The organism is Mesorhizobium sp. M0106 (assembly GCF_040322715.1).
In the GTDB taxonomy this organism is placed as follows: Bacteria; Pseudomonadota; Alphaproteobacteria; order Rhizobiales; family Rhizobiaceae; genus Mesorhizobium.
Map to the genome: position 1 here is coordinate 31,259 of NZ_JAMYUA010000008.1, position 26,513 is coordinate 57,771.

The window sequence follows — 26,513 nt, forward strand, 5'->3', positions numbered from 1 at the left end:
ATCTCGTCAGTTGTGCTCGCTCGGGCCCATGATGACGATGCGTTCGCTCGCCTCGACGTGGCGGACGAAGATATACTTGTCCTCGCGGCCGTCGCTGTGTTTGCGCTTGATGTCCGGCTGAACCGTTCCCGAGACCTTGGCGACCACTATATAGGGTGCCTCCATCGCGAGCGCCCTTGCGCAATGCACGTCGAACTCCTCCACGGTGCGCGCCGTATGGGCGTTCTCGACGCCGGCGCCGCGCGCGATCGCGGCAAGGTCGACGCGGCCCAGCGCCGTATGCGTCGGCGGGCCGCCGATCGACTGGTAGCACTCATTGTCCCAGACCACGATGAAGAGGTTTTTCGGTTGTTCGTTTCCGAGCGTGGCCAGGATGCCCAGATTGAAGAGCAGGCCGCCATCCGTATCAAGCGAAACGACGCGGCGGTGCGGCAGGCCGGCGGCGAGCCCGAAGGCCTGCGGCGTGACGCAGCCGAGTTGCTGCTGGAACAGGCTCGCCTCGCGCATATGCGGCGCGGCGTTGTACCACTCGTCGACGCTGCCGCCGAGCGAAAGGATCACCAACTCATCCTTCAACCGCGCGGCAAGCGCCTTCATGCAGTCGAAGCGTTTCATCGCACCACCTCGCCGCCGAGCGCCACGGCCGAATGGTAGTAGGACGCATAGGACCAGGAATAGGCGTCGACGATGGCGCGCTCGATCTTCGCCTCCTCGGTGACGATCCGGTACGGAACGCGCAGTGCGTTCAGCACCGGCTCCATGGTGATGCCATGCGGGATTGCCCACCAGTTGTTCTCGCCAAGCTCGCCGCGATAGCTCATCAGCATCACGACCGGGATGCCGGCTCCGAGGCCCATGCGGGCCAACGGCTCGACCGAGGCGCGCAAGCCGGAATTTTCCATGACCAGCGCCGCGCGCTTGCCCGACAGGAAGACCCCGCCGCAGATCGCCGCGCCCTCACCCTCGTTGGTGACGCGGATCGTGCGGATATCCGGATCGGCATCAAGCGCCGGGTAGAGCTCCTTGAACAGCGAATCGGGCAGGTAGCAGACGATGCTCACTCCCGCCCGCTTAAGCCCCCGAATGACCGCGTCGACCGCACTCTGCTTCATGACATCCCCTTCGGCCGGGAAGTCTCGCAAAGCTCAGTTGTTCGAGATAGGGACAAATTACTCTCTTTATCGATGCGCAAAATGCAACAACTAACCATGCAACGCCTCGACCATGCGGGCCAGCAGCGCCGCGAATGCGGAGGCCGCATCCGACATTTCGCGTTCCAGTCGGGCGAGCAGCATCAGTCGGTGCGGGTTCATGCGAGAATCGCGCAACGGCACGAACACGATCGATCCGTCAGCCACTTCCGGTTCGATGCCGAGCTTGGTGCGAAGCACCACGCCGAGGTTGAGGCGCACCATCTCGGTCATCAGTCCGATCGAGTTGGTCCGCGACCGTCGCGTGATGTCGATCATGGAGCGCCCGATCGCATCGTCGATCGAAATGCCCAAAGCAAGGCTGTTGTCCGAGACGATGACCTGTTCGCCGGCAAGATCGAACAGCTTCACTTCCTTGCGGCCGGCAAGGCGACTGTCCGGATGAGCGACGACGCCCAGCGGCAGAGGCGTGCTCGCGATCTTGCGCACGTTGCGCGGCACGCGCACGTCGAAAGCAAGCGCCAGATCGCATTCGCCGTCGGCAACCGCATCGCAGGCGCGCTGCGACCCGGCGACATGCACATCGACCGATATCCGCGGATAGCGCTTCCAGAATTCCTTCAGTGCGTTCGGCACCAGCCCGCGCGCCGCGCTCTCCACGACTGCCACGGACAACGAGCCGCGGTTGAGGCCACTGAGATCGTTGATCTCGGACGAGGCGCGGGCCAACTCGGTGATGCTCTGACGCGCGTGGTAGAGCAGAAGCTCGCCTGCGCTGGTCAGTTTCAGTCGCTGGCGCACGCGTTCGAAGAGCGGTGTGCCCAGTTCGTCCTCCAGGCTCTTGATGACGCGGCTGATAGAGGATGGCGCCACGTTGAGCGCCTGCGCGGTCTGGCGCACCGAGCCCAGCCGCGCGACCATTTGGAAATAATGGATGCGCGGTGAGACCAGGCCAAGCCGGAAGGGATCCACTCAGGCGGCCTCGAAGGCCGGGACGATCTCCATTTCCGGCACCAGCACGAGACCTTTGTCGGTGATGCGGATTTCGGGGATGACCGAGAGCGGGATGAGGTTGAAGCCCATATAGGGGATGCAGCAGCCGGCCGCCTCCCATTCCCGCTTGAGGATCTTCACCTCATCCGCGACCTCGGTGACGCGCTTGTCGGACAAAAGGCCGGCGATCGGCAGTTCGACCATGGCGGTTACTTTGCCGTCGACGACGACACAGACGCCGCCTTGCGTTTCCTCGATCGCCCGCAGCGCCACCTGCATGTCGGCCTCGTTGACCCCGGCGATGATGATGTTGTGGCTGTCGTGGCCGACAGACGACGCGACGGCGCCGCGCTTCAGCGTGAAATTGCTGAGCAGCCCGTAGGCGACGTTGCCGTCCGACTTGCCATGGCGCTCGACCACAGTGACGAAGCACAGGCCGTGGCGGTCGAAATGGTTCTGCCAGTCATTGGCCGGATCGAGCGTGATCTTCTGGTGGCCGAGCGTGATCCCCGGCAATTCGGTGCGGATGGTATGCGCCACCACCTTGGCGGTTGGCAGGTCCGGCGTCAGCTTGATCTGCTTCGGCAGCTTCACTGTGTGGTAGGCCGCGTCCGGATAGCGGTAGCGGGTCGAGAGGGCTTGGTCGAGCAGCGGCGTGATCTTGCCGTCATCGACGACGAGTTCGCCGCCATACCACGTGCTGACGGGATCGAAGCCGTCGTCGAGCAGCACCAGGTCGGCACGGCGGCCGCCACCGAGGCCTCCGATTTCGCCTTCCATGCCGAAGCGCGTCGCGCCATGCAGTGAGCCCATAGACCAGGCCTGCTCCGGCGTCATGCCGGCCTTCATCGCCTCGCGCGTCACCCAGTCAAGGCCGAAGAGCATCAGGTCGTCAGCATCGCGGTCGTCGGTGCAGACCGCGATGCGCTTGTGCGAGGCTCCGAGTTCCGTGATCGTCTTGATCGCTGCGGGCAGGCTGTGCCACGGCGTCGTCGGCGGGCCGCCGCGCAGGAACAGCCAGATGCCGGCTTCGAGCATGTCGTCGGCGATCTCGCGGTCGATCGCCTCATGGGTATCGGTGACGCCGGAGGCCGCATAGGCCGACACGAATTCGCGTCCATAGACGTGTCCCGACACCGGGCGGCCGCGTTTCAGCGCCGCAGCGAGGATGGCATGGCTGCGTTCATCGCCCATAGCCACTGGCACGAAATCCATCTTCTCGCCAAGCGCCACGGCTTCCGGCCATTTGTCGAACAATGCGCCGATCTTCTCGGCTGTCAGGTCGCCACCGGCCGTTTCCAGCAACGGCGAAGTTGCCGGGACGGTGCTCGGAACCGTCAGGAAAATGGACAACGGCGCCAGGCGCGCGTCCTCCAGCATCGCCTCGATGCCAGCAACGTCCATGACGTTGCCGATCTCGTGGCTGTCGCAGAAGAGGGTCGTGGTGCCGTTGAGCAGCGCCGCCTCGGCATAGGCGCAGGCCGTCACCATCGAGGATTCGATGTGGATGTGCGGATCGACCAGGCCGGGGGCCACGATGCCGCCCCTGGCGTCATATATCCTGGCGCTGCCGCCCTTGTAGGTGCCGGCCGGTTTCACAGCGGCGATCCGTCCTCCCGACAGCCAGATCTCGCGGCCTGGAAGAATGCGCTCCGAATAGGTCGACAACGCGCGTGCGCCGGCAATGACCAGATCGGGATCGGCTCGCCCGGAAGCGACACCGGCCAGTCGCCGGGTCATGGACGAGAGCGGCTGGACGGAAAAGCGCGTGAGAGAGGTCATTCTGTTGCTAGCCTCGTTCTCGAATGTTGGCGTCAATGGTAATCGGGGATGCCCGGCATGGTCATGAAGCCGGGAAGCGCGCGGAAGCGACGCGCCCAGCGGCGCAGCGCCGGATACTCGTCATGGTCGACGCCGAAATCGCGGCTCAGCGCAAAAGCCGGAAAAAGCGCGATGTCGGCGATGGTCGGGCGGTCCGCAGCGAACCATTCTTTTTTCTCGAAACCCCGCGCGGTCATATGGTCGTCCATGGCGCGGAGTGCGTGCGCGGCACCGGCCCTCAGCGCAGCCTCGTCGCCGCCGGCGCCGAACATGGCATGGCGGCGTGCGGCGCCGGCAACGCCGAGATCGCCGGTCGCGAAGAAAAGCCACTGCATCACCTTGGCGAAATCCGCCCCATCCGCCGGCAGCCATGCACCCATTGAATCGTGGCTGCGCGCCAGATGGACGATAATGGCCTCGGCGCCGAACATCGTCACCTCGTCGTCGCGGAGAATGGGCAGGCTGCCCGCCGGGTTCATGGCTAGGAATGGCGGCGTCTTCTGCTCCGCCCCCGGAAATGCATCGACTGCAACGGTCTGCCATTCCAGGCCGAGCATGGAAAGCGCCAGCCGCACCTTATAGCAGTTTTCGTCCAGCTCGTAGTTGTAGAGCGTGATCCTCGCCATCATGCGGCCCACGTCGTCGAGGTCGCGCCGGTACGCCCGGTCTCGAGATGATGACGCAGCTCGCTCGTCCAAGCGAAGAAATGCTCCTGCCCCTTGCCGGCATACTTGGCTGCCGGCCCGTCAATCACGACGTGCAGGGCCGATCGTTTGTCGGTCAGTTCCTGCAGGCCAAGAAGCAGCGTGTGTTCGCCGACCGTCAGGCTGAACAGCATCCCGCTCAGCGCCTTCAGATCAGCGAGCCCGGATCCGCGGGAGAAGGGCCTGGGCGGCATGGCCCTCACGACATCGATCACCATTGCGGCGGGACTGTCGAGATACAGGCTGCGGACCGGCACCACCTCCTCTGGCAAGGCAGGCAGTTCGGGCAATGCTGCTGCCGGATCCAGTGCCGTCCAGACCATTCCAGCCGCCTCGGCCGTGCTGTAGACGGACACGGCAATGGACGCCGGCACCCTGAGATCGGGGTGGGCCGGAATGTATCGGCACTGGCCGGCCGCATCGTACTGCCAGCCGTGATAAAGACAGGCAATATGATCGCCGCGGACAAAACCGAAGCTCAGCTTCATGCCGCGATGCGGGCAGCGATCCTCCCAGACATGCGCTGCGCCGCTGTTGTCGCGCCACACCACCAGTTCGTTTCCGCCAAGGCGGATCCCGGCCGAACTGCCCGGCTCGATCGATCCCGACAGCGCCACTGGGTGCCATCCAGCCTGTATCGTCATCCTGCGTCTTCCTCTCTGGAATATCCCCGAATTTCGGCCCGTTCGCAGTCCATCACCAGACAGTCGATTGGTCCCAGGCTACATGCCATCTCGAAGGCATCGATGAGATCGGGCTGGCCCGAAACCTGGACGACAAAAAAATCGTCCGCGGCTTCGTGCACCAGCAGATCGAGATTGAGCCGAGCGGCACGCCTGTCGGCGAACTCGCTAAAGCTCGACGACACCAGTTGGCCGACGAAGCGCAGGCGCGTTGTTTGAGGCGGAGGCGCAAGGTTCTGCGCTTCCAGTAAGTGCTTCATGCCTATATTTCTCCCGGCCTGCACATTATTTAAGCAATTTTAGAATGTGTCTAGTTAGGCATCATTTTTTGGCTTGTGCAAGCCCCGTTTCCCTGACATCTGTTGCGTATCAGGTGATTGGACACTTGGAAAAAGCCGCGATTATCGAACAACTCGGCAGCCGTCCGTCGCCCAAGAAAACCAGGTGCGGCTTGGGATTGCCGGTCCGGGCGGGTGAGCGTCGATGTCGTTGTCAAGTTTCATTCAGCTTATACCCAAGGTCGAGTTGCACTTGCACCTCGAGGGTGCCGTCTCCACAGAGACATTCGCCGAGCTGGCGGCGCTGAACGCGGTGTCGCTGCCGGACGGCAGACCGACATCGGAGCTCTACAGCTACGGCAACCTGCTGGATTTCCTGAAGATTTACGATCTGGTTTGCGCCTCGATCAGGACTGCGGACGATTTCTCTCGCATCACCTTCGAGGCACTGGAGCGCTGCGCGAAGGCCAGTGCGCGCTACGTCGAACTGTTCTTCAGCCCGCATGCGCATCTGGCTCATGGCGTGGCCTATTCGACTATGCTCGAAGGCATCCTCGACGGCTTTCACCGCGCAAAGGAGCGCTATGGGCTTATAGCAAAGCTGATACCGGCCCATGCGAAGCCGCTCGGCGCGGCCGGTGGGGAGCGCTTCCTGGACATGGTTCTGGCCGAGCGCCCGGCAGAGGTGATCGGCATCGGCTTCGATTACGACGAACGCCCGAACCCACCGCCGATGTTTGCGCGCATCGTCGAGCGAGCGCGGGCGGCCGGGCTCAATGTCACCAACCATGCGGGCGAGGACGGCCCGGCGGGCTACGTCCGCGATACCGTCGACGTCCTCGGCCTGAGACGGATCGACCACGGCTACCACGTGGTCGACGACCCCGCGCTGATGGAACAGTGCAGGGAAACGGGTATCGTCTTCACCTGCTGTCCGAGCACGACGCTGGCCACCACTGTCTGGCGCGACCTTTCCGCGCCCGACCACGCGATCCGCCGCATGATCGAGGCCGGGCTTACCGTGACGATCCACTCCGACGATCCGCCCATGTTCGCCACGACGCTCGACCGCGAATACGCGCTGATCGCGGAGAATTTCGCGCTCGGGCCGCCGGCACTGAAGCGGATCGCGCTGGCTGGCCTGTCCGCCGCATGGCTCGACGACGACATCAAGCAGGCATGGCTGGCCGACTGGTCGGCAGAAATCGACCGCCTCATGGAAACCGAACTGTCTCTCCCGAACTGAACACAACACGGAACAAAGGACCGACGCATGATCGACCTGCGCAATCTCTCCCGCCGAGGCTTCCTCAACATGGGCGCCGCAGCCGGCGCCTCGCTGCTCCTGCCGAAATCCGGCCTTATCACGCCCGCCCATGCACAGACGCCGCTCGCCGCCGTCGCCGAGGAAAACGCTGTCATCGCCTTCGGCCACACCGGTCCGGTGACCGATGAAGGCTGGACCTGGAGCCACGACCAGGGCATGAAGGCCGTGCAGGAAGCGTTCCCGAAGCTGAAGACGCTGTTCGTCGAAAGCATCCCCTATTCGGCCGACGCGACCCGCACCTTCCGCCAGTTCGTCTCGGAAGGTGCCAACATGGTGTTTGCCACCTCCAACTATGGCGACTTCCTCTACGACGTGGCCAAGCGTTCGCCGGACGTCGCCTTCTATGAATGCGATGGCCGCAACCCGCTCGAAAATCTCTCGACCTATTACCTCGCCCATTGGTACCCGACCTACGTCACCGGTGTCGCCGCGGGCCTGATGAGCAAGAGCGGCAAGCTCGGCTACGTCGCCTCCTTCCCTGTTCCGTCGGTCTTTTCCGGCACCAACGCCTTCCTGATGGGCGCCCGTTCGGTCAATCCCAACGCCACGGTGCAGACCATCGTCATCAACTCGTGGTTCGATCCGCAGGCTGCCACCCAGGCCGGCACCGCACTCATCGATAACGGCGCCGACCTTCTGTTCGGCATCATGGACGAAGCAGGCTATCTGCAGGTGGCCGAGCAGCGCGGCGCGAAGGCCGTCATGTGGAATACCGACATCCGCCGCTACGGGCCGAAGGCCTACGTCTCCTCGATCGCCATCGACTTCAAGAAATTCTATGTCGACCAGGTGCGCCTGCGCCTCGAAGGCAAGTGGACGCCCTCGCAGACCATCCTGCCGATGGGCGGCGGTATCGACCGCGATGCCTGGGGCGAGACGGTGCCCACCGAGGTCGCAAAGCAGGCCGATGCCGTGCGCGACAAGATTCTCGGCGGCTGGAGCCCGTTCGAGGGCGAGATCAAGGACACCAAGGGCAACGTCAAGGTGGCTGCCGGCCATCGCATGACCGAAGAGGAACTCTACAACTGGGATTGGTCGATCGAAGGCGTCAGCGGCCTCCAAGCGTGATCCCGAAAGATTGCAGAGTTTTCGGATAGACTATGCGGCAGAAGGCAAAGAGCTGAGCGGGATGAATGATTTTGTTCCAGTTCATCATGCTTCGAGCGAGCACCGCTACGGCGGCATGGAGGTGCCGTCCACCTCCCCGGGGCGTTACGAGCCTGGCTCCGGCGCGCCGCCGCTCGTGCTGCTCAAGGGCATCAGCAAATATTTCCCCGGCGTCGTTGCCAACCAGGATGTCGACCTGGACGTGATGCCGGGGGAGATCCACGCCTTGCTTGGCGAGAATGGCGCCGGCAAATCGACCTTGATGAACATCCTCACCGGCATCTATCAGCCGGATGCCGGTGAGATCGTCGTCGACGGCTATGCCAAACGTTTCGCATCTCCAGTCGATGCGATCTCCGCCGGTATTGGCATGGTCCACCAGCATTTCAAGCTGGTGACCGCCTTCACGGTTGCCGAGAATATTCATCTCGGCTGGTCCGAAACGCCCAAGCGTATTGGCTCGTCGGTGCTCGAGGCGCGGACTGCCGCACTGGCCGAGAAGCTGAACCTCGCGGTACGGCCATCCGCGCGCGTCGCCGATCTTTCGACCGGCGAGCAGCAGCGCGTGGAAATCCTACGCGTGCTCGCGCGCAACGCTCGCGTTCTGATCCTCGACGAGCCGACTGCAGTGCTTACTCCGGCGGAAGCGCGCGAGCTCTTCAAGGCGCTCAAGCAGTTCGTGTCCCGGGGCAATGCGGTGGTCTTCATCAGCCACAAGCTCGACGAGGTCCTGGAGATATCCGACCGCATCACCGTGCTGCGCGGCGGCCGCAAGGTGGCCACCGAAAAGACTGCGGACTGCGGCGAGAAGATGCTGGCGCGCCTGATGGTTGGCCGTGAGATCGTGCTTAGCAATCTGCGTGCCAGGCAGCCAGGCGCGGCCGGCATCTCCGCCGAGCCGGTGCTCAGCCTCAAATCCGTCGTCGCGCGTGACGACGTGGGCGGCATCCTTCTCGACCAGGTTTCGCTCGACATCCATGCCGGCGAGATTCTCGGCATCGCCGGTGTGGCCGGCAACGGCCAGAAGGAGCTGACCCAGGTCGTCACCGGCTTACGGCCGATCCACTCCGGCCAGATACTGCTCGGCGGAAAGGACGTCACGACCGCCGGCGCGGTCGATTACGCGAAGTTCGGCGTCGGCCACATTCCCGAAGACCGGCTGCACAGCGGCCTGGCGCCGGCGCTTTCAATCACCGATAACGCCATAATCCGCGAATATGCGTCGCCGCCTGTTTCAAAGGGCTTTGCGTTCCGACCGCGCCTTGCGGCAGCTCTCGCGCGCACGATCGCCGAAGCGGCATCCGTTGCTGTGCCCGATTTCGGCATGCCCATGCGCAACCTTTCCGGCGGCAACCAGCAGCGCCTCGTCGCACGCCGCGAGATGCGCATCGCAAGCAAGGTTCTGATCGCCGCCTATCCGAGCCGCGGCCTCGATGTCGGAGCGATCAACACGATGATGCACTACCTCATCGAATTGCGCGATGCCGGCGTCGGTGTGCTCTTCATTTCCGAGGAGCTGGAAGAGCTGTTCAACCTGTCGGATCGCATCGCCGTGATGTTCCATGGCAGGATCATGGGCGCGGTGGAGACTGCCTCCACCGACATCGAGGAAATCGGCCTGATGATGGGCGGGCAGATGCGGTCCAGTGCTGGCGCCCAGGCCGCTGCCGGGAAGCACTGACCTTGGCGATCAAGCTCCAGCGCGTTCCATCCGCGCAGCCCTCCGTTGCCTTTGCGGCACGTGCCCTGGCGATCGTGCTGGCGCTGGGGGTCGCCGGCCTGGTTCTGGCCGCTCGCGGCAATGCTCCCGTCGAACTCGCCTGGGAGGTGCTCAGCTCGACTTTTGGCTCGAGCTTCGGGCTGGAAGACGTCGGACTTCTGGTCACTCCCCTGATCCTGACCGGCCTGTCGGTCTGGGTAGCGCTGAGAATCGGCGCCTGGAACATCGGCGCGGAGGGCCAATTCTATGCCGGCGCCTTCAGCGCCACGGCGGTCGCGCTGTTCATTCCCGGCCCGACCTGGCTGATCCTGCCTGTTATGTTCACCGCTGGCGCGCTCGGCGGGCTGCTCTGGATACTGGTGCCGACGCTGGCGCGCGCCTACGCCGATGTCAGCGAACTCATCACCACCCTGCTTCTGAATTTCGTGGCGACGCTGATGGTTTATTACGTCGCCACCGGCCCATGGCTCGACCCGAGCGGCCATGCGCTCGCGACCACCGCACGTCTGCCGCATGATGTGCCTGAATTCTGGGGTATCGTACACTACGGTTTCCCGCTGGCGATCCTGCTCACCTTTGTCATCGCAGGACTGCTCAACTACACGCGCTGGGGCTACGAGGTAAGGATCGCTGGGTCGAATCCAAGCGCGGCGCTTTATGCGGGCATGCCGTTCCGCCGCCGCCTGATCGTCGTCCTGCTGATGTCGGGAGCGATCGCCGGCATCGCCGGTATGCTGGAAGTAGCTGGCACGGTGCATCGCCTGCAGGGCGGCATCTCCAACAATTTCGGCTATCTCGGCATCATGGTCGCGGTGCTGGCGCGCGGTTCCTCACTTGGCGTGCTCGCAGGCGCGGCTTTGATGGGCGTCATCCTGAATTCGGGCATCATCCTGCAAACGCAAGGCATCACCGTATCGGCCGTGCTCGCCATCACCGGACTGACCCTGTTCTTCACGGCGATCGGCAACGAACTCGCTCACTACCGCATCACGCGGACCGAACCGGTCGCGAGCTGAGGAAACACCCATGGACATGATCGCTGGACTGATACAGACCTCCATTCTCGCCGGCGGCGTGCTGGCGCTGGCGGCGCTGGGCGAGACGCTCTCCGAGCGCGCCGGCGTCGTCAATCTCGGGGTCGAAGGGCTTATGGCGCTCGGTGCAATCACTGGCATCGCGGTCGTCGTCGCCACGCCGCACCCTATGCTCGGCTTCGTCCTTGCGCTTGCCGTCGGTTTCCTCGTTGGCTGCGTCTTCGCTCTTGGCACCGTCGTCGTTAAAGCGAACCAGGTGTTGTGCGGCCTGGCGCTGACGCTGATGGGCACCGGCATGGCCGCAACGATCGGTCGCGCCTATTCCGGCATGCCGGCGCCGGCGACCTTCGCGCCGATCGCTATTCCCTATCTTAGCGACATCCCGCTGCTCGGTCGCGCGATCTTCACGCAGAACATCCTTGTCTACCTGATCTACATCGTCCTGCCGGTTGTGCTGCACTACATCATGTTCCGCACGCGCCACGGGCTGAACATGCGCGCGGTGGGCGAAAACCCCGCGGCAGCCGACGCCGCCGGTATTTCGGTGCAAAGCATCCGCTTCTGGTATGTCGCCGCGGGCTCGGCGCTGGCGGCCGGCGCCGGCGCTTACCTCACGCTTGCCTTCGTTCCCTCCTGGTCGGAAGGCGTCGTGGCCGGCCGCGGCTGGATTGCCGTCTCTCTCGTCATCTTCGCAGGCTACCGGCCCCTCAACGCCGTGCTGGCCGCTCTGCTGTTCGGTCTCATCACCTCGCTCGGCTTCGTCGGCCAAGCACGCAACTGGCCGATCGCGGCGCCGATCCTGTCGATGCTGCCCTATCTCGGCACGATCGCCCTGATCATCGTGCCGGTGCTTGCCTGGCAGCGCATGCGCCGGGTAATGGCCGCGCCGGCTGCTCTCGGCGAACCCTATTTCCGCGACATGCGTTGAGACCGTCATGCCCCGCCTGCTTGTCAAGAACATCGATCTGCTCGCCACCTTCGATGGTACGCGCCGCGAGATTTCCGACGGCGCCTTGTTGATCGACGACAACGTCATCGAAGCGGTCGGCACCACCGCGGAACTCAGTGCCTCCAGTGCCGACGAGGTGCTCGACCTATCGGGCCATGTCGTCATGCCGGGCATGGTGAACACGCATCATCATATGTACCAGAACCTCACCCGCGTGATGGCTCAGAACGACGAGCTGCTTGTCTGGCTGAAGACGCTCTATCCGATCTGGGCCGAGCTCGACGACGATGCGATAGGTGTCTCGGCGCGCGTAGCGATGGCCGAGCTTATCCATTCGGGCTGCACGACCAGCTCCGATCACCTCTACATCTTGCCCAACAACTGCACGCTCGACGCGACGATCGGTGCGGCCCGCGATATCGGTCTGCGTTTCCACGCTGCGCGTGGAGCCATGTCGCGCGGCGAAAGCCAGGGCGGCTTGCCGCCGGATCGCTGCGTCGAAAAGGAAGAGGATATCCTGAAGGATGCCGAACGGCTGATCGGCGGCTATCACGACGCGTCGCGGCATTCAATGAGCCGAATCATCCTGGCTCCTTGCTCGCCGTTCTCGGTGACTCCGGAGTTGATGCGCGATGCGGCATCACTGGCGCGCAGCCACAAGGGCGTGAACCTGCATTCGCACCTTGCCGAAGAGCTTTTCGAGGAGAAGTACTGCCTCGAAATCTATGGCAAACGGCCGGTCGAGTTCGCCGAATCCGTCGGCTGGCTCGGTGACGACGTCTGGTTCGCCCACTCGATTTTCATGACCAGCGACGAGATCGACCGCTTCGCCGAAACCGGCACCGGGGTCGCCCATTGCCCGTCGGCTAACATGCGCTGCGGCCAGGGCATCGCGAAGATCCGAGAGATGCTCGACAAGGGCGTGAAGGTCGGCCTTGGCGTCGACGGCTCGGCCTCGAACGACACGTCGAACCTGTTCATGGAAGCGCGGCTGGCGCTGATGCTTCAGCGTGTCGCGCCGCACCACTACCTCTCCGAAAAGCCCGGCGGCCGCGGCGGTTTCGGCGGCACGCCGACGGCGCTGTCCGCGCGCGAGGCCCTCGAAATGGCGACGCGCGGCGGCGCTGCCCTGCTCGGCCGCAATGACATCGGCCATCTCGCGCCCGGCATGTGCGCCGACTTCATCGCGGTCAAACGCAGCCAACTCGGCCTTTCCGGCACCGAGCGCGACCCGCTCGCCGCGCTGGTGCTTTGCGGACCCTTCAAGGTCGACTATTCCTACATCAACGGCCGGCAGATTGTCGCGAGAGGCGACTTCGCCTCTTTCGATGTCGAGGCGGCGATGGCCGACCACCGGGCCGTGATGGACCGCATCTATCGGCAGTGAGATAGCACAGGAAGGACGCAACAATGACCATTAGGCGAGCTGCGGAGCAGGCGGCCCTCGACCAATGGTATTGCATTGACGCGCTGAACGAGATTCCGGTCGGCACGATGCCGAACCGGCTTCTGGGCATCGATCTGTTGGTAGCCCGCGATACGGCAGGCGCGGTCAATGTGTCGCGTGCCGGCGACGGCAGCCAAGTCCCGGCCAAGGAACGCTACGGCTATCTATGGATCACGCTCGGCATGCCGGCCGGCGATGTGCTGTCGATCCCGGAGGCCTATGAGGACGACCGCCGGCCTGTCGTTTGCGGAGCGATCGCGGTAAAGGCGTCCGGCCTGCGCATCGTCGAGAATTTCCTCGACATGGCGCATTTCCCCTTCGTCCATACCGGCATATTGGGCGCCGAGCCGCACACGGAAGTGCGGCATTACACAACCGAAATCCGCCGCGACGTGGATGAGGTGTGGGCGACCAACTGCGAATTCTTCCAGCCGCAGGCAGCACTCTCGGCGACCGGTGGCATCATGACCCAATACATGTACCGGGTCGCCAATCCTTTCGCGGTGATGCTCTACAAGACCTGCCCCAACTCGGCTACCCGGTGGGACGTGATCTGTCTGTTCGTGCAGCCCCTCGATCCGGACCGCTGCCGCGCGCACCCCGTCATGTTCCTGATCGACGACGTATCGACTACGACCGAACTTGTGCAGTTCCAGCAGCTCATCTTGCTGCAGGACCGCATCATCCTGGAGAACCAGCGGCCACTTCTGTTGCCGCTCGAGCCGCGCGCGGAAATCCCGACGCGGGCCGACGGCTCGTCGATCGCCTATCGCCGCTGGCTGAAGGAGAAGGGCATCACCTACGGCACGACGGCGCAAGCCGCATGAGCGGCAGCCCTTCCGATATTGTCATCGGCATCGACGGACGGGCAATCGCGCTCTGGCGCTTCGCGACGGCAGTGCGTAGCGGTTCTTCGGCGGAGGACAGGTGAGCGACCTGAGCGGCAAGATGCTTCTGGCCAGCGGCTTTCACGCGCCGGAGCGCGGGCTCGTGGAAGAGTTGCGCCATGCCCTGATCGCAGTCGATCAATCAGGCATCATCGCCTCGGTGCTGCATCCGCATGATGCCGGCTATGACGAGGCGCTGGAGGCCGCGCGCCGGACCGGTTCGCTGGCGACCTTGCCGGCGCAGAGTTATCTGCTGCCCGGCTTCGTCGATCTTCACGTGCACGCGCCGCAATATCCGCAGCTCGGCCGGGCGCTGGACGTGCCGCTCGAGGCCTGGCTCCACAAACACACGTTTCCCCTGGAGGCGCGCTACGCCGATCTCGCCTTCGCGCGGCGCAGCTACGGCCTGCTGGTCGACGACCTGATCGCTAACGGCACGACCACAGCGCTCTATTTCGCAACCATCCACCAGGACGCGACAAGGCTGCTCGTCGACATTTGCCTCGAACGTGGGCAACGTGCGCTGGTCGGTAAAGTGGCGATGGACAATCCCGACGAGTGCCCGGCCTATTATCGCGATACCTCGGCGGACGCGGCCATTGATGGCACGCGCGCTCTGATCGACTACGTGCATCGGCATCCAGACAATGCCACGGGACGGGTAAAGCCGGTCATTACGCCGCGCTTCATCCCCTCCTGTACCGACGCCGCCCTCGAAGGGCTCGGCACGCTTGCGCAGGAATGCGGCTGCCATGTGCAGACGCATTGCTCGGAGAGCGACTGGGCGCATGGCTACGTGCTGCAGCGCCACGGGATCAGCGACACGTCTAGCCTTGATCGCTTTGGCCTGCTGCGCGCCGGCAGCGTGCTCGCGCACGCCAATTTCATTACGCTTGCCGACATGGAGACGATCCGCGTGCGCAAGGCGGCCGTGGCGCACTGCGCCGTCTCCAACGCCTACTTCGCAGGCGCCGTGTTCCCGTTGAGGGCGGCCCTCGAGAAGGGTGTCAAGGTCGGGCTCGGCACCGACATTTCCGGGGGACCGAGCGCCTCGATGTTCGATGCGATGCGCGCGACGGTCATGTCGTCGCGCATGCTGGAAACCGGCACCGACCCGGCGCTAGCGGCCGAGACGCGCGGCACGGCCGGAACAGCACGCGTCGACTTTCGCGAGTCCTTCCACCTGGCGACGGCAGGCGGTGGCGCGGCACTCGGCTTGCCTGTGGGGCGATTCTCGCCTGGCTACCATTTCGATGCGATCCTGGTCGACACCGCCGCGCCCAGAGGCACAATTCACCTGTGGGACGAACTCGACGACGGCGACGGCATCCTTCAGAAGATCGTCTACTCCGCTTCCAGGGCCAACATCGCGTCGGTCTGGGTCGGCGGGAGAGCTGTTCTCGCCTAAGCGGACCGGAGGCTGTGCCGAGAACCAGGACTCTTCCCGTTTTATTCCTTACGGTCGGGGGCACGTCATGGATTTTGATCAGTATTCGCCGACGTCGATGACAGCCTGGGCAAAGGCTTGCGGGGCTTCTTGAGGCAAGTTGTGGCCGATACCGCCGGTGATGATCCGGTGCGTGTATCTGCCCGAGAATTTCTTGGCGTAGGAACTGCTGTCGGGATGGGGTGCGCCATTGGCATCGCCCTCAAGGGTAATGGTCGGCACTGTGATCACGGGAGCTTCGGCCAGCCGGTTTTCCAGAACGTCATATTCCGGCTCGCCCTGTGCCAGGCCGAGCCTCCAGCGGTAATTGTGAATGACGATGCTGACGTGATCCGGGTTGTCCAGTGCTGCGGCGCTGCGCTGGAAGATGTCATCGTCGAAATTCCACTGCGGCGAAGCGAGTTGCCAGATGAGTTTGGCGAAATCGCGCGTGTATTTCTCGTAGCCGGCGCGGCCGCGATCCGTGGCGAAGTAATACTGATACCACCATTGAAGCTCCGCCTCCGGTGCCAGCGGCACCATGCCGACCTGCTGATTTCCGATGAGATAGCCGCTCACCGAGACGATCGCCTTGCAACGCTCAGGCCAGAGCGCGGCAACGACATTGGCCGTTCGAGCGCCCCAGTCGCAGCCGGCGATCGTGGCCTTTTCGATCCCCAGCGCATCCATCAGGGCGATCGTATCCGCGGCGAGCGCCGACTGCTGGCCGTTGCGCATCGTCTCGTCCGACAGGAAGCGCGTAGTGCCGTAGCCGCGCAGGTAGGGCACAATCACGCGGTACCCCTTTGCGGCAAGCAGGGGAGCGACATCGGCGTAGGTGTGAATGTCATAAGGCCAGCCATGAAGCAGGATCACTGGGGCACCTTCGGCGGGCCCCAGCTCCGCATATCCGACGCTCAGATTTCCGGCATTGACCTGCCCGAGCGAGCCGAATGATTTCTGCGTGGCTTGCGTAGCAGATGCCCTCGCCTCGACCGTCCAAGTGGCCGCCGGCTCGCTCAAGCCGAGTTCGGTGGCGGCGAACGTCATTGCTGCAGCACCAACAATGCGCCGGCGGCGATGATCGACCGTGTCGGGAGCCTTACTCGCATTCATGATGAAGCCTCTGTAATGACCAACAAGCAGGAACGACCGGACCGCCCGCCTCATCGGCCGACAGGAAATGTTGCCTATTTCGATGGTGACTGCGGGCGGCGGACCAACCACTGTAACACTCGGCCAGGAGGCAGTGCGGCGAACTCTGATTGAATGCCGGTCAGGTCAAGCGTTTCCTCGATTTCCCTCCTCAGAAATTCGAGACCTAGGCCGTCCCCGCGCTTGGAAGCGGCTGGATGTAGATGTAGCATCCGCAGGAACGGCAGCATGAGAATGACTCCTGATCTTCTGTTTGGGCGAGAGGACATGTTGCATCTGGTCTTATGCTCGAAGTCGCCCTCAGCTTCAGACGAGGCCCTCACGATCCATTGCGATGCGCACGGCCGGTCGGGCAGCCATTCGGACGCGAAGGGCTTGCAAAGGCGCGGGAACAGGGACTTGGAAGCGGGCCGCCCAAAGCAGCATCACGAAAAGATAAAAATCCGCGACGCTGGGTTTGTCGCCGAACAGATAGTCGGTCTCGAGCCCGTCAGCGAAGAACTCGAGTTGGCTCGTAATCGTCGCGCTCGCCCTGGCCTTTTCGGCATCGCTGCTTTGGTGCCACATCGGCTTGAAGCTTCGGTGTATTTCAGTTGAGACGTAGGTCAGCGCTTCGAGAAGGCGGGTACGGCCCAACGGCCCCGCCACTGCCAGTGGCGGGTATTGCGACGCAATCCAGTCGAGGACGGCGATATTTTCCGTCAGCGTTTCGCCGCTATCCAGCACGAGGGCTGGAACATAGCCCTTGCGCGTGACGGTAGTGAAATCATCCCCGGAGCCTGTCCGTTTGGTCTTGAGGTTCACACTTTCGCGCTCGAAGGAAACACCGGCCTCTTCCAGAGCGATGTGGTCCGCCAGGCTGCAGGCGAGAGGGCTGTAGTAGAGTTTCACCGCTTTTCCCTTTTCTGAACCCGATTGAATCCCGCAATTGGTCGTCGCCGAGCGGAAAACCTGCCCCGCGCCACGCGAGACAACCGCTCCAGAAACTCGCACTTGGCGGAGACGACGACTACGACACCGACAGCTAGACGTGCCTATGCCGAGGTATGGTCGGGTGAAGTTCGGGATCGCCGTGCGCAATGCCGGGACGTATGCCAGCTCAGCGGCCAACGGTTATCTGGAGGAATCCAGAACCTTCCATGATGGCATCATCGCCGGCCCGGCCAGTCCTTCGCTCAGGAAATCCTAAACGAAAGTATTGGACGCACGTGCCCTTGGCACGATGGCTCACACCCGGCCACGGCCGGCATATTCCGCGCGGCACGAGCAGACTGGAAACGCGAAAGCCGTGGTCTGACTTTTGCTCGATTGCCACCAACGCGATGACGCAGCTTCCGACAATAGGAGTCGCCATCATGGCCGACCTTTCCGAAACCTCCACAGCCGAGCACACATTGCGCGTCGAGGCGCCCGCCGCGATCGAGGTCGACGTCTCCTCGCTGACGCCGGGAACGTCGCTGATCGTCGACTGGCACGGCAAGCCGGTTGTCGTGCGCAACCGCACCGAAAAAGAGAGGAAGGACGGCCAGGCAGTCAGTCTCGCCGAGCTCAAAGATCCAATTGCCCGCAACGCCAACCTGCCGGCCGATGCGCCGGCAACCGACGCCAATCGAACTATGCCGGGAAAGGAAGCCTGGGTGGTGATGATCCAGGTCTGCACCCATCTTGGCTGCATCCCGCATGGTCAGGAAGGCGATTTCGACGGCTGGTTCTGCCCCTGCCATGGTTCGCAATACGACACTGCCGGCCGCGTCCGGAAGGGGCCGGCACCCGAGAACATGGCGGTACCGGTGTTCCAATTCGTTTCCGACACCAAGATCCGTATCGGCTGAGGCAGGGGGCATTTCGATGAGCGGCGGCAAACACTCGACCTATACGCCCAAAACCAGAATCGAACGTTGGTTCGACGCCCGCCTGCCGCTGCCGCGGCTGGTCTATGACAGCTTCATCGTCTATCCCGTCCCGCGCAACCTGAACTATGCCTATACGTTCGGCGGCATTCTCACGATCATGCTGGTTTCACAGATCCTGACCGGCATCGTGCTGGCGATGCATTACGCCCCTGATACGGGGCTGGCCTTCAACTCGGTCGAGCAGATCATGCGCGACGTGAATTCGGGCTGGCTGCTGCGCTATCTCCATTCCAACGGCGCGTCGTTCTTCTTCATTGCCGTCTACCTCCACATCTGCCGCGGGCTCTACTATGGTTCGTACAAGGCGCCGCGTGAGCTGCTGTGGGTGCTCGGTTGCACCAACCTCCTGCTGATGATGGCGACGGCCTTCATGGGCTACGTGCTGCCTTGGGGACAGATGTCGTTCTGGGGCGCTACTGTCATCACCAGCTTTTTCACCGCCATCCCACTGATCGGCGACTGGCTCCAGCAGCTTTTGCTCGGCGGCTTCGCGGTCGATAATCCGACGCTGAACCGCTTCTTTGCGCTGCATTATCTGCTGCCATTTGTGCTTGTGGGCGTGGTGACCTTGCATATCTGGGCGCTTCACGTCGTCGGCCAGAACAATCCGACCGGCATCGAGGTCAAATCGAAAACCGATGTCGTGGACTTCACGCCCTATGCCACCGTCAAAGATGCCTTCGGCATCCTCGTGTTCCTGTTCTTCTTCGCCTATTTCGTCTTCTACCTGCCGAACTACCTCGGCCATCCCGACAACAACAGCATCGCCAATCCGCTGAAGACGCCGGCCCACATCGTGCCGGAATGGTACTTCCTGCCGTTTTACGCGATCCTGCGGGCCATCACCTTCAATATCGGGCCGATCGATTCCAAGCTCGGCGGCGTGCTCGCGATGTTCGGCTCGATCGCCGTGCTGTTCCTGGTGCCGTGGCTCGACACCTCGAAGGTGCGCTCGGCGGTCTATCGGCCCTGGTACAGGGTGCTCTTCTGGCTGTTCGTTGCCAATGCCCTCTTTCTCGGCTGGCTCGGCTCCCGGCCGGCGGAAGGCGCATACGTCGTCATGTCCCAACTGGCGACGCTTTACTATTTTGCGTTCTTCATCATCGCCATGCCGGTGCTCGGGCTGATCGAAAAGCCGCGACGGCTGCCGAATTCGATCACCGAAGCAGTTCTCGAAAAAGACAAGGCCAGCGCCAGAGGCCCGATCGCCGGGCCGGAGACCAAACGTTGGACCGGGCATCGCGGTGATCGTTCATGAACTGGTGGAACTCTCCTCTGGTCTACATCGTATTGCTCGGCCTCGCCGGGATCGTCGTTTGGTCTCTCATCCCCAGACGCTTCGCTAATGCGAAGCTGGTCGTCCAACTCGCCTTTTTCGTCGCGATGTCGGCCATGGTTCTCCACCTGCGCGTCGTGCCGTACGAAGCCGCACGGGACAACGAGACAACCGGAGGAGCGATCCTCATCGGCTCGGTCAAGCTGCTCTGGTGGGTTCACCTTGCCTGGGCGCTGATCGGATTTGTCCGTATCTATCTCGTCTTCGAGCGACAGCCGCGCGAGGCACGTCTCCTGCAGGACGTCGTGGTCGGTGTCGTCTACGCTGGAATGTTCCTGTCGATCCTGGCGTTTGTCTTTGCAGTGCCGGTCGGAACGCTCATTGCCACGTCGGGCGTGTTTGCCGTCATCCTGGGACTGGCGCTCCAGAATACGCTTGGTGACGTATTTTCGGCGATCGCGCTTAACCTCGGCCGCCCTTACGCGCTTGGAGACTGGATCATTCTGGGCGACGGAACCGAAGGCCGCGTTGTCGAGACCAATTGGCGGTCGACCCAACTTCTGACCCCGACACACAATGTCGTGGCGCTGCCAAACAGCCTTCTCGCCAAGATCGGGGTAACAAACCTAAGCGGTCCGGACGAGAGCCATGGACTTGCCGTAACCGTCAAGGTGGCGTCAACGAAGACGCCGGCGATCATCGTAGACCTCATGCGCACTGTCTTGCTGAGCTGCAATTCGATCCTCCAGGACCCTTCGCCTTCGGTCACCATCAGAAGCCTGGATGCCGCAGCTATCGAGATCGAGTTGTTTTTTCGCGTCGCAAGTATCGACCAGCGAAGTGCCGCTCGGAACGAAATCTTCGATCTCATTTATCGCCATTCAAAGTCGACCGGCATGCTGCTGGCGGAGCCATTTTCAGGCTCGATTGCCATGACCAACCGGCCGGGCCACGAGACGGCGGCCTCCCAAGGCTTCACCCCGATCGAACTCATCAATTCCATACCGGTATTCTCGGCGCTAACGGACACCGAGCAGGGTTCGCTCGCCAAAGCGGCCTCGGTTCGCACCTACCATAAGGGCGAAATCATCGCACGACAGGGAGAGATGCTGCCGTCGCTCATGATCGTACGGACGGGCGTCATCGTCCGGCAAATTGGCGAGGACGATGATCAACTGCAGGAGATCTCCCGGCTTGCACCTGGCGATTTCTTCGGCGAGACCGGCTTGCTCGCCGGTATTGGCGAGATGTCGAGTTTGCGGGCAATGACCCCTGTCACGGTTTACGACATAGACCAGGAAAGCTTTGCGCCGCTGCTGCACGACAGGCCCGAAATGGCCGAAGATCTTGCCGCGATCCTGTCGATGAGGGTGTCGGCTTTTAATGAAAGCGGCATCGCCGGACAGCACCACGCGAGCTCCAAATTCGCGCTCCTCAAAGCCATTCAGACAGTCTTTCGAGCCGCTCCGTTCAAGCGCGTTCGAGCACCTGGCTGACAAGGCATGCAGAAGGACAGAGATCCATGACCGTCCGCCAAAGCGGTATCACAGGCATCGATACACTCCATCCAGCCAGCTATCCGTGATTTTGCGGACGGACTGAAGATAAGGCGCGTATTGCCGTCCTCGGATCGCCCGATGATCGGGCCCTTCATCCTGTTCGACCATTTCGGCCCCGCTATATTCGACGCAGGTCACGGTTTCGATATGGGACCGCATCCGCATATCGGCGTTGCGGCCGTGACCCACCTGATCGATAGCGAGATCGTCCATCGCGACAATTTGGGAAAAGTGCAGACCATCCGTCCTGGCGAGGTCAACTGGATGACGGCCGGGTCGGGCATCGTCCATTCCGAGCGCACGCCACCGGAAGTCCGGGCGTCGGCAAGCAATCTCTTCGGCGCTCAGGCTTGGATCGCCCTCCCCTCCCGCTATGAAGAAATTGCCGCCGACGTCGCACATTTTGGCGCTCCCGAAATACCGAGGATCTGTACCGACGGCGTCGAGTTTGCGTTGATCGCCGGCGCGTCCGACGGGTTGGTCTCGCCGGTAAGGACGTTCTCCGACATGGTCTATGCCGAAATTGTGCTCACGAGCGGCGCGCGCTACCAGGTGAAACCCGAACACCGTGAGCGTGCGATCTACATCGTCGCCGGTGAGGTTGGAATTGTCGGCCAGTTCGGTACGTTTCATGAGGCCGAATTAGTAGCTCTGGCGCCCGGCGCTGAGATTGTGCTCCAGGCGCCTGCCTTCCATGCGGCGAGACTGATGCTGATAGGAGGTGAGCCCCTGGCCGAGCCACGTCATACCTTTTGGAACTTCGTCTCCTCTTCAGCCGAACGGATCGAGCAGGCAAAGGCGGATTGGCGCGAACGCCGCTTCCCCGGCGTGCCGGGAGAGCACGAGCTCATGCCTCTGCCAGATGGCAGCGTGTGAGGGATAAGGCAGCGGATGGTGACCTCAGCGCCGCGACAGCTTTACGCCGGGTGGCGCAGGCAGACCACTACGATATCAAGTAGAGATCGTTCATCGTTTCCTCATCGAGCAAACCGTCGAACCAAACGTCGAAGATTGTCTCGAGCAGGAACTCGTCGTTGCTTGCTTCGGAAAACAGCGTGAGGGACGCGTGCAACTTCTTCGCATCAACGTCACCGAAGACAGCGCGAGCGCTTAGGCCGGAGAGCCGGTGCAGGGTGCCAACGCATTCCCGATAACGGCCTCCGAGGATCGGAAACGAGAGATAGGCGCTGGCTTCGTCGAGCGATGTGATTGCATATGGCTCAGGCGCTGCACCACTTCGCCTTGTGGCCAACCTTGGGAAGATGAACTCCATGTAGGGAGTGCACATCATCCCTCGACGTAGAATGGCCAGCGCGTCGTCGTAGACCGGATCCTGTGCGCTGACGAATCTCTGCAAATCATACTCGTCAGGCATTTGGATAGATCCTTGGGAAACCCTCGACATTCGTGCCCATGACTAGCCGCCGACGACATCTGCATAGTCCGGGTGCTTGGCGAAAAAGCGGCTCATGAAGGGACATTTCAAGATCGCTTTACGGCCGGTCTTGCGGAGCAGTTCGAAGGTTCCTTGGGCCAATTGCGACGCGATCCCTTGTCCGGAAAATTCCGACGGGACTTCGGTGTGTATCAGCGCAACCTTCCCGCCCTCGAGCCGATAATAGGCCGCCGCAAACATATCGCCGGCGATCGGCAGCTCGAAACGGTGCTGTTGGACGTTTTCGACGACTTGTGCATCCATCTTTATCTCTCGATTGTATGTCACGTTTGTCACCGGAGGCAGATTGGCGGGCCGCTATCGCATCGCAGGCAACCGCAGAGTGACGGTCGTGCCTGCCCCAAGTGTGCTCTGAATATCGATGCTTCCGCCTGATTGCTCGGCAAAGTGCTTCACCATCGGCAAACCGACGCCGCCGAGGCCTTCGCTTTTGGTGGTGAAGAACGGATCGAAGGCGCAGACCATCGTCTCGCTGGTCATCCCGATACCGTTGTCCGCGACGCGGATGTCTACCTGACCGGCGGCAGAGTTCTCAGAGGCCAAGCCGGCATCGATCGAGATGAAACCGCCGTCAGGCATTGCATCGCGCGCGTTGAACAGAAGATTCAGAACCGCATTTTGCAATCCAAAGCGATCGCATCTCACCAAAGGCAGGTCGGATCCAACCCGAAGCTCAAGACCGAAATTGGCATCCAAGGCGCTCCGTACGAGGGTTTCGATCTCAGCCAGGCAAGCACCTACGTTTGTGTATTCGATTTCCACGTGGCTCTCTCGGGCCAGGCTGATGGTTTGCCGGACAAGGCCACCAGCCCGCTCCAAAGCCGTTTTGGCGCCGGCTATTACAGGCTCGAGCGCCGGAGCCGCTTGGATGCTCGGATCGCGGGCCAGGTGGTTCAACGCCGACGAGGCGACCTGAATGAGATTGCCCAGGTCATGGACGATGCCGGCCGTCGACATTTGCACGGACATACCACTTCCAGGGCCATCGGGCGGGCCGTCGAAGACATCTTCTTTTATGTCCGGACGAAACATTTCGTTCCCCGCTGGCTAAGTCGGCACCTATTGGCTTCAACACGCTATAATTTATGGATTTTATTTTCCATTATATCTAAGCAGACGCCGATACATACTTCCGTATATTCAATCGCGAGACGATGCTCTATTGATAGCCGATCCCGCTGATGTAGTTGGCAAGCAGCCGTTCCTGCAGTTCCTCTTGTTTGAAGAGCGCCTTCATCGCATCACGGATATCGAGGACGCCTAGCGGTTTCGAGTCGGCCCCGAGCACCGGCACATTCTGAAGGCCTTGCGCGGCCATGGTCTGCCAGACTGAATGAAGGTCGTCATCGGGACCACAGGACACGATGGACCTGCTCATCAAAGCCGCAATCGGCGCTTCTGTTGGCCCTGAATTCGCCAGATGGCGGACAAGGTCGGACTTGCTCAGCACGCCTGCCGCCTCCCCACTGCCGTGGCACACCACGACCAGGCCTATTGCGGGCCTGGAAAGTGAGAGTGCCGCACTGCGGAGTGGAGCGTCGACATCGACCACCATGAGACGGGCCGATATTACTGGATGCAGACTGTCAATTCGCATGACGCCCTCCTGAGAGCGCCTCGCGGCCGCGGCCGCGGGGCTGGGATCGGCTCCAGTGTTGGTCGCCGAGCTCGGCGACTTCGTCCGGCCGGTCAGAATGGCGCGCAAACAAGCGCCATTCTGACCCATTCCAAAGATTAGCTCAGTGCTGCTTTGCTCAGGCCAAACTTCGCATCGCCCGAGCCCGGGACGGGTTTGAAGCCGATGTTCAGACGGTTCCAAGAGTTGACCGCCATGACAACGAAGGTCAGATCGGAGATTTCCTTCTCGGAAAGCTGCGACCTGACCCGATCGTAGATCTCGTCGGGGACACCCTGCTCGGGCAGCTTGGTCAAGACTTCCGTCCATGCCAGGGCTGCGCGCTCGCGAGGAACGAACAAGGTCGAATCCCGCCAGGCTGCCAGGTGGTAAAGGCGCAGTTCGCGCTCGCCATGGATCTTCGCCTGTTTGACGTGCATATCGAGGCAGAAGGTGCACCCGTTCAGCTGCGCGGCTCGGACTGCAACAAGGTCGCGGATTGGCTCTTCGATCGACCCCTCTCGCGTCGCACCAAGAAATTCAATAAATTTCTTCAGAAGTTCCGGCGACTGCTCCGCATAACTCGCGCGTTGGGCGACGGCTTTTCCTTTCGGAGCGACCGGTGGCGCTGCAATATTCATTACTTATCTCCTTGAGGTGTTTGCAATCCATTGCACCGTAAGGATGACCGGTGAGACGAACTGTTGCTATCGTGCCGATGATATGTATTGCCACTCGATTGGGTTGGGGCGCCTAAACCGAAGTATAGGAGGTGGAAATTGGCACCTGACCGCTGCCCTCGGCAATTCGCTTTGCCGCATGCATCCGACAGACGCACAGCGTTTGGGTCACTTGAAGGGCAAGGCTGAACCGACCGGTGTCGATAGAACCTGGATCGAAACTGCCCTCACTCTTCAAAGGGAGCGTTCATCACAAGATCAACTGCCGAAGTCGCCTTGTAGCCTGAAACAAAGCGCTCGCCGAAGTCCCGGGCAAAGTTGTCGTAGGTGGTTTCGGGCCTGATCTCGGCGATATGGCAAAAGCATCGCGTCATCCGCCGCTTCATCCCGAGGCGCGGAAATTCGCCAACGATCTTTGCAATCTCGGCTGACGAAACGAGGCTGTATTGCAAGCCGACGACATCGAGGCAGATGCCGGCTGTGCAGAGCGCCACCTCAGCCTCCTTGTAGAGGCCGATCGACGGCGTCGAGTTGAGGGCGACGCTGTCCCAGATCAATTGGGCGCGCCGCTCGTCGAAGCCGCCCTCCCGAACGAAGGCGCGGGCGAGATCGGCGCCTTCCACTTCGAAACGGCGCGGCCCGGCGAAGTCCTCATTGAGCGTGACGTCATGCAACAGGGTTGCAACCGCAACAACCTCCGCGTCGTGCTGGATATTCTGAATCTGTCCGATCCGGGCCGCAAAAAGCCAGGATCGGGCCACGTGGTTGAACAGGTAGGGTTCACATCGAGCGCGGGCATATTCGATCGCTCGGCCAACAAGCGGAGTATCGGGGACCAAAATCCCCGCAAGTGTGCGGATGGCGATCGAATTCATGTCACTGACCGTCCCTTCGCGTACGCCCCGATGGTCCCGGGGCTGCGATTTCATTTAGCGTTCGTCGTCAGTTCCGTCTCGCTGGTGTCGACGACGAAAATAGCAAGCAGACGAGCGCCTTCCGTCTTGCTGGCGTTTTCGCTGACGGCATGACGGTCGCCAGGGAATTCCGAGAAACTCTCGCCGGCGCGATAAGTCTTCACCGGCCCGTCGTTGACCTGGCTTCGGATCGCCCCCTCCAGGACCGTGGCATAGATGAACGCGGATTTGGGATGGGTATGAGCCGGCGACGTACCCCCAGGCGCGTACTCGACGAGCACGGCTTTCATGCTCTTGCCGGGCACGTTTGGCAGAGCCTGGTCGTAGACAAGCTTCACGCTGGCGGCGTCATTGGCCATTGCTGCGGTGACGGAAGCGGAGGTGAGCGCGGCGCAGAGAAGTGTTTTGATCATGTCTG

At 62.2% G+C, this 26,513-nt stretch carries 28 protein-coding genes; 12 read left to right on the forward strand and 16 right to left on the reverse strand.

Going from position 1 to position 26,513, the window contains the following annotated elements; all coding sequences use genetic code 11:
• Nucleotides 1–6 precede the first annotated feature (6 nt).
• The 7 genes from NKJ55_RS10345 to NKJ55_RS10375 form a co-directional block, all read right to left on the reverse strand.
• Nucleotides 7–615 (reverse strand): thiamine pyrophosphate-dependent enzyme, encoded by a 609-nt coding sequence (locus tag NKJ55_RS10345; RefSeq protein ID WP_352449815.1) that lies wholly within the window; start codon nucleotides 613–615, stop codon nucleotides 7–9.
• On the reverse strand, nucleotides 612–1,112 hold the full coding sequence (locus tag NKJ55_RS10350) for a thiamine pyrophosphate-binding protein (protein WP_023674235.1): 501 nt from the start codon (nucleotides 1,110–1,112) through the stop codon (nucleotides 612–614). Before NKJ55_RS10350 ends, NKJ55_RS10345 begins: the two co-directional genes overlap by 4 nt.
• A 90-nt stretch (nucleotides 1,113–1,202) precedes the next feature.
• A complete protein-coding gene (locus NKJ55_RS10355; protein ID WP_352449816.1) occupies nucleotides 1,203–2,123 on the reverse strand; it encodes a LysR family transcriptional regulator in 921 nt (306 codons plus the stop codon).
• On the reverse strand, nucleotides 2,124–3,926 hold the full coding sequence (locus tag NKJ55_RS10360; RefSeq protein ID WP_352449817.1) for an adenine deaminase: 1,803 nt from the start codon (nucleotides 3,924–3,926) through the stop codon (nucleotides 2,124–2,126).
• Nucleotides 3,927–3,958: 32 nt separating this feature from the next.
• A complete protein-coding gene (locus tag NKJ55_RS10365; RefSeq protein WP_352449818.1) occupies nucleotides 3,959–4,594 on the reverse strand; it encodes a glutathione S-transferase family protein in 636 nt (211 codons plus the stop codon).
• Nucleotides 4,591–5,313, reverse strand: coding sequence for a Rieske 2Fe-2S domain-containing protein (locus NKJ55_RS10370; RefSeq protein ID WP_352449819.1), 723 nt, complete (start codon nucleotides 5,311–5,313; stop codon nucleotides 4,591–4,593). Before NKJ55_RS10370 ends, NKJ55_RS10365 begins: the two co-directional genes overlap by 4 nt.
• The gene (locus NKJ55_RS10375) at nucleotides 5,310–5,612 is read right to left on the reverse strand and encodes a hypothetical protein (RefSeq protein ID WP_352449820.1); all 303 of its coding nucleotides are present in this window, start codon (nucleotides 5,610–5,612) and stop codon (nucleotides 5,310–5,312) included. The genes NKJ55_RS10370 and NKJ55_RS10375 overlap by 4 nt, the downstream gene beginning before the upstream one ends.
• A 223-nt stretch (nucleotides 5,613–5,835) precedes the next feature.
• Between NKJ55_RS10375 and add the strand changes: the two genes are divergently transcribed.
• The 8 genes from add to guaD all read left to right on the forward strand — a co-directional run bounded on the left by add (nucleotide 5,836) and on the right by guaD (nucleotide 15,509).
• Nucleotides 5,836–6,876 (forward strand): adenosine deaminase, encoded by a 1,041-nt coding sequence (gene add / locus NKJ55_RS10380; RefSeq protein ID WP_352449821.1) that lies wholly within the window; start codon nucleotides 5,836–5,838, stop codon nucleotides 6,874–6,876.
• 27 nt (nucleotides 6,877–6,903) lie between these two features.
• On the forward strand, nucleotides 6,904–8,025 hold the full coding sequence (locus NKJ55_RS10385; protein ID WP_352449822.1) for a BMP family ABC transporter substrate-binding protein: 1,122 nt from the start codon (nucleotides 6,904–6,906) through the stop codon (nucleotides 8,023–8,025).
• Nucleotides 8,026–8,140: 115 nt separating this feature from the next.
• Nucleotides 8,141–9,745 carry an ABC transporter ATP-binding protein gene (locus NKJ55_RS10390; RefSeq protein ID WP_352449950.1) on the forward strand — a complete coding sequence of 535 codons (1,605 nt, stop codon included), beginning with the start codon at nucleotides 8,141–8,143 and terminating at the stop codon, nucleotides 9,743–9,745.
• Nucleotides 9,746–9,747: 2 nt separating this feature from the next.
• Nucleotides 9,748–10,800, forward strand: a complete 1,053-nt coding sequence (locus tag NKJ55_RS10395) for an ABC transporter permease (protein ID WP_502904472.1) — start codon at nucleotides 9,748–9,750, stop codon at nucleotides 10,798–10,800.
• Between the two features lie 10 nt (nucleotides 10,801–10,810).
• Nucleotides 10,811–11,746, forward strand: a complete 936-nt coding sequence (locus NKJ55_RS10400; protein WP_023674225.1) for an ABC transporter permease — start codon at nucleotides 10,811–10,813, stop codon at nucleotides 11,744–11,746.
• A gap of 7 nt (nucleotides 11,747–11,753) precedes the next feature.
• A complete protein-coding gene (locus NKJ55_RS10405; protein WP_352449823.1) occupies nucleotides 11,754–13,154 on the forward strand; it encodes an 8-oxoguanine deaminase in 1,401 nt (466 codons plus the stop codon).
• Nucleotides 13,155–13,177: 23 nt separating this feature from the next.
• The gene (locus NKJ55_RS10410; protein ID WP_352449824.1) at nucleotides 13,178–14,041 is read left to right on the forward strand and encodes an aromatic ring-hydroxylating dioxygenase subunit alpha; all 864 of its coding nucleotides are present in this window, start codon (nucleotides 13,178–13,180) and stop codon (nucleotides 14,039–14,041) included.
• A 100-nt stretch (nucleotides 14,042–14,141) separates the two neighbouring features.
• Nucleotides 14,142–15,509 (forward strand): guanine deaminase, encoded by a 1,368-nt coding sequence (gene guaD / locus NKJ55_RS10415; RefSeq protein WP_352449825.1) that lies wholly within the window; start codon nucleotides 14,142–14,144, stop codon nucleotides 15,507–15,509.
• Nucleotides 15,510–15,587: 78 nt separating this feature from the next.
• Here the strand turns inward: guaD and NKJ55_RS10420 are convergent, their stop codons facing one another.
• The gene (locus NKJ55_RS10420) at nucleotides 15,588–16,643 is read right to left on the reverse strand and encodes an alpha/beta fold hydrolase (RefSeq protein WP_352449826.1); all 1,056 of its coding nucleotides are present in this window, start codon (nucleotides 16,641–16,643) and stop codon (nucleotides 15,588–15,590) included.
• 345 nt (nucleotides 16,644–16,988) lie between these two features.
• The gene (locus NKJ55_RS10425; protein WP_352449827.1) at nucleotides 16,989–17,573 is read right to left on the reverse strand and encodes a glutathione binding-like protein; all 585 of its coding nucleotides are present in this window, start codon (nucleotides 17,571–17,573) and stop codon (nucleotides 16,989–16,991) included.
• A gap of 359 nt (nucleotides 17,574–17,932) precedes the next feature.
• Here NKJ55_RS10425 and petA point away from each other — a divergent pair, with 359 nt between their 5' ends.
• From petA to NKJ55_RS10445, 4 genes are all read left to right on the forward strand, one after another.
• Entirely contained in the window at nucleotides 17,933–18,514 is a 582-nt protein-coding gene (gene petA, locus NKJ55_RS10430; RefSeq protein WP_502895671.1) for a ubiquinol-cytochrome c reductase iron-sulfur subunit, read from the forward strand.
• Between the two features lie 16 nt (nucleotides 18,515–18,530).
• Nucleotides 18,531–19,853 (forward strand): cytochrome b, encoded by a 1,323-nt coding sequence (locus tag NKJ55_RS10435; RefSeq protein ID WP_352449828.1) that lies wholly within the window; start codon nucleotides 18,531–18,533, stop codon nucleotides 19,851–19,853.
• The gene (locus NKJ55_RS10440; protein ID WP_352449829.1) at nucleotides 19,850–21,367 is read left to right on the forward strand and encodes a mechanosensitive ion channel family protein; all 1,518 of its coding nucleotides are present in this window, start codon (nucleotides 19,850–19,852) and stop codon (nucleotides 21,365–21,367) included. Before NKJ55_RS10435 ends, NKJ55_RS10440 begins: the two co-directional genes overlap by 4 nt.
• Before the next feature lie 141 nt (nucleotides 21,368–21,508).
• The gene (locus NKJ55_RS10445) at nucleotides 21,509–22,306 is read left to right on the forward strand and encodes a pirin family protein (protein ID WP_352449830.1); all 798 of its coding nucleotides are present in this window, start codon (nucleotides 21,509–21,511) and stop codon (nucleotides 22,304–22,306) included.
• 67 nt (nucleotides 22,307–22,373) lie between these two features.
• Here NKJ55_RS10445 and NKJ55_RS10450 read toward each other — a convergent pair whose 3' ends face one another.
• From NKJ55_RS10450 to NKJ55_RS10480, 7 genes are all read right to left on the reverse strand, one after another.
• The gene (locus tag NKJ55_RS10450; protein ID WP_352449831.1) at nucleotides 22,374–22,805 is read right to left on the reverse strand and encodes a DUF1810 domain-containing protein; all 432 of its coding nucleotides are present in this window, start codon (nucleotides 22,803–22,805) and stop codon (nucleotides 22,374–22,376) included.
• Nucleotides 22,806–22,847: 42 nt separating this feature from the next.
• Nucleotides 22,848–23,129, reverse strand: coding sequence for a GNAT family N-acetyltransferase (locus tag NKJ55_RS10455; protein ID WP_352449832.1), 282 nt, complete (start codon nucleotides 23,127–23,129; stop codon nucleotides 22,848–22,850).
• 54 nt (nucleotides 23,130–23,183) lie between these two features.
• Nucleotides 23,184–23,918, reverse strand: a complete 735-nt coding sequence (locus NKJ55_RS10460; protein ID WP_352449833.1) for a sensor histidine kinase — start codon at nucleotides 23,916–23,918, stop codon at nucleotides 23,184–23,186.
• Between the two features lie 127 nt (nucleotides 23,919–24,045).
• A complete protein-coding gene (locus NKJ55_RS10465; protein ID WP_352449834.1) occupies nucleotides 24,046–24,441 on the reverse strand; it encodes a CBS domain-containing protein in 396 nt (131 codons plus the stop codon).
• Between the two features lie 179 nt (nucleotides 24,442–24,620).
• Nucleotides 24,621–25,142: a carboxymuconolactone decarboxylase family protein gene (locus NKJ55_RS10470; RefSeq protein ID WP_352449835.1), complete on the reverse strand. Its 522-nt coding sequence runs from the start codon at nucleotides 25,140–25,142 to the stop codon at nucleotides 24,621–24,623.
• 266 nt (nucleotides 25,143–25,408) lie between these two features.
• A complete protein-coding gene (locus NKJ55_RS10475) occupies nucleotides 25,409–26,056 on the reverse strand; it encodes an HD domain-containing protein (RefSeq protein WP_352449953.1) in 648 nt (215 codons plus the stop codon).
• A gap of 50 nt (nucleotides 26,057–26,106) precedes the next feature.
• Complete coding sequence (locus NKJ55_RS10480) at nucleotides 26,107–26,508, reverse strand: cupin domain-containing protein (protein WP_352449836.1); 402 nt, start codon at nucleotides 26,506–26,508, stop codon at nucleotides 26,107–26,109.
• Nucleotides 26,509–26,513 lie beyond the last annotated feature (5 nt).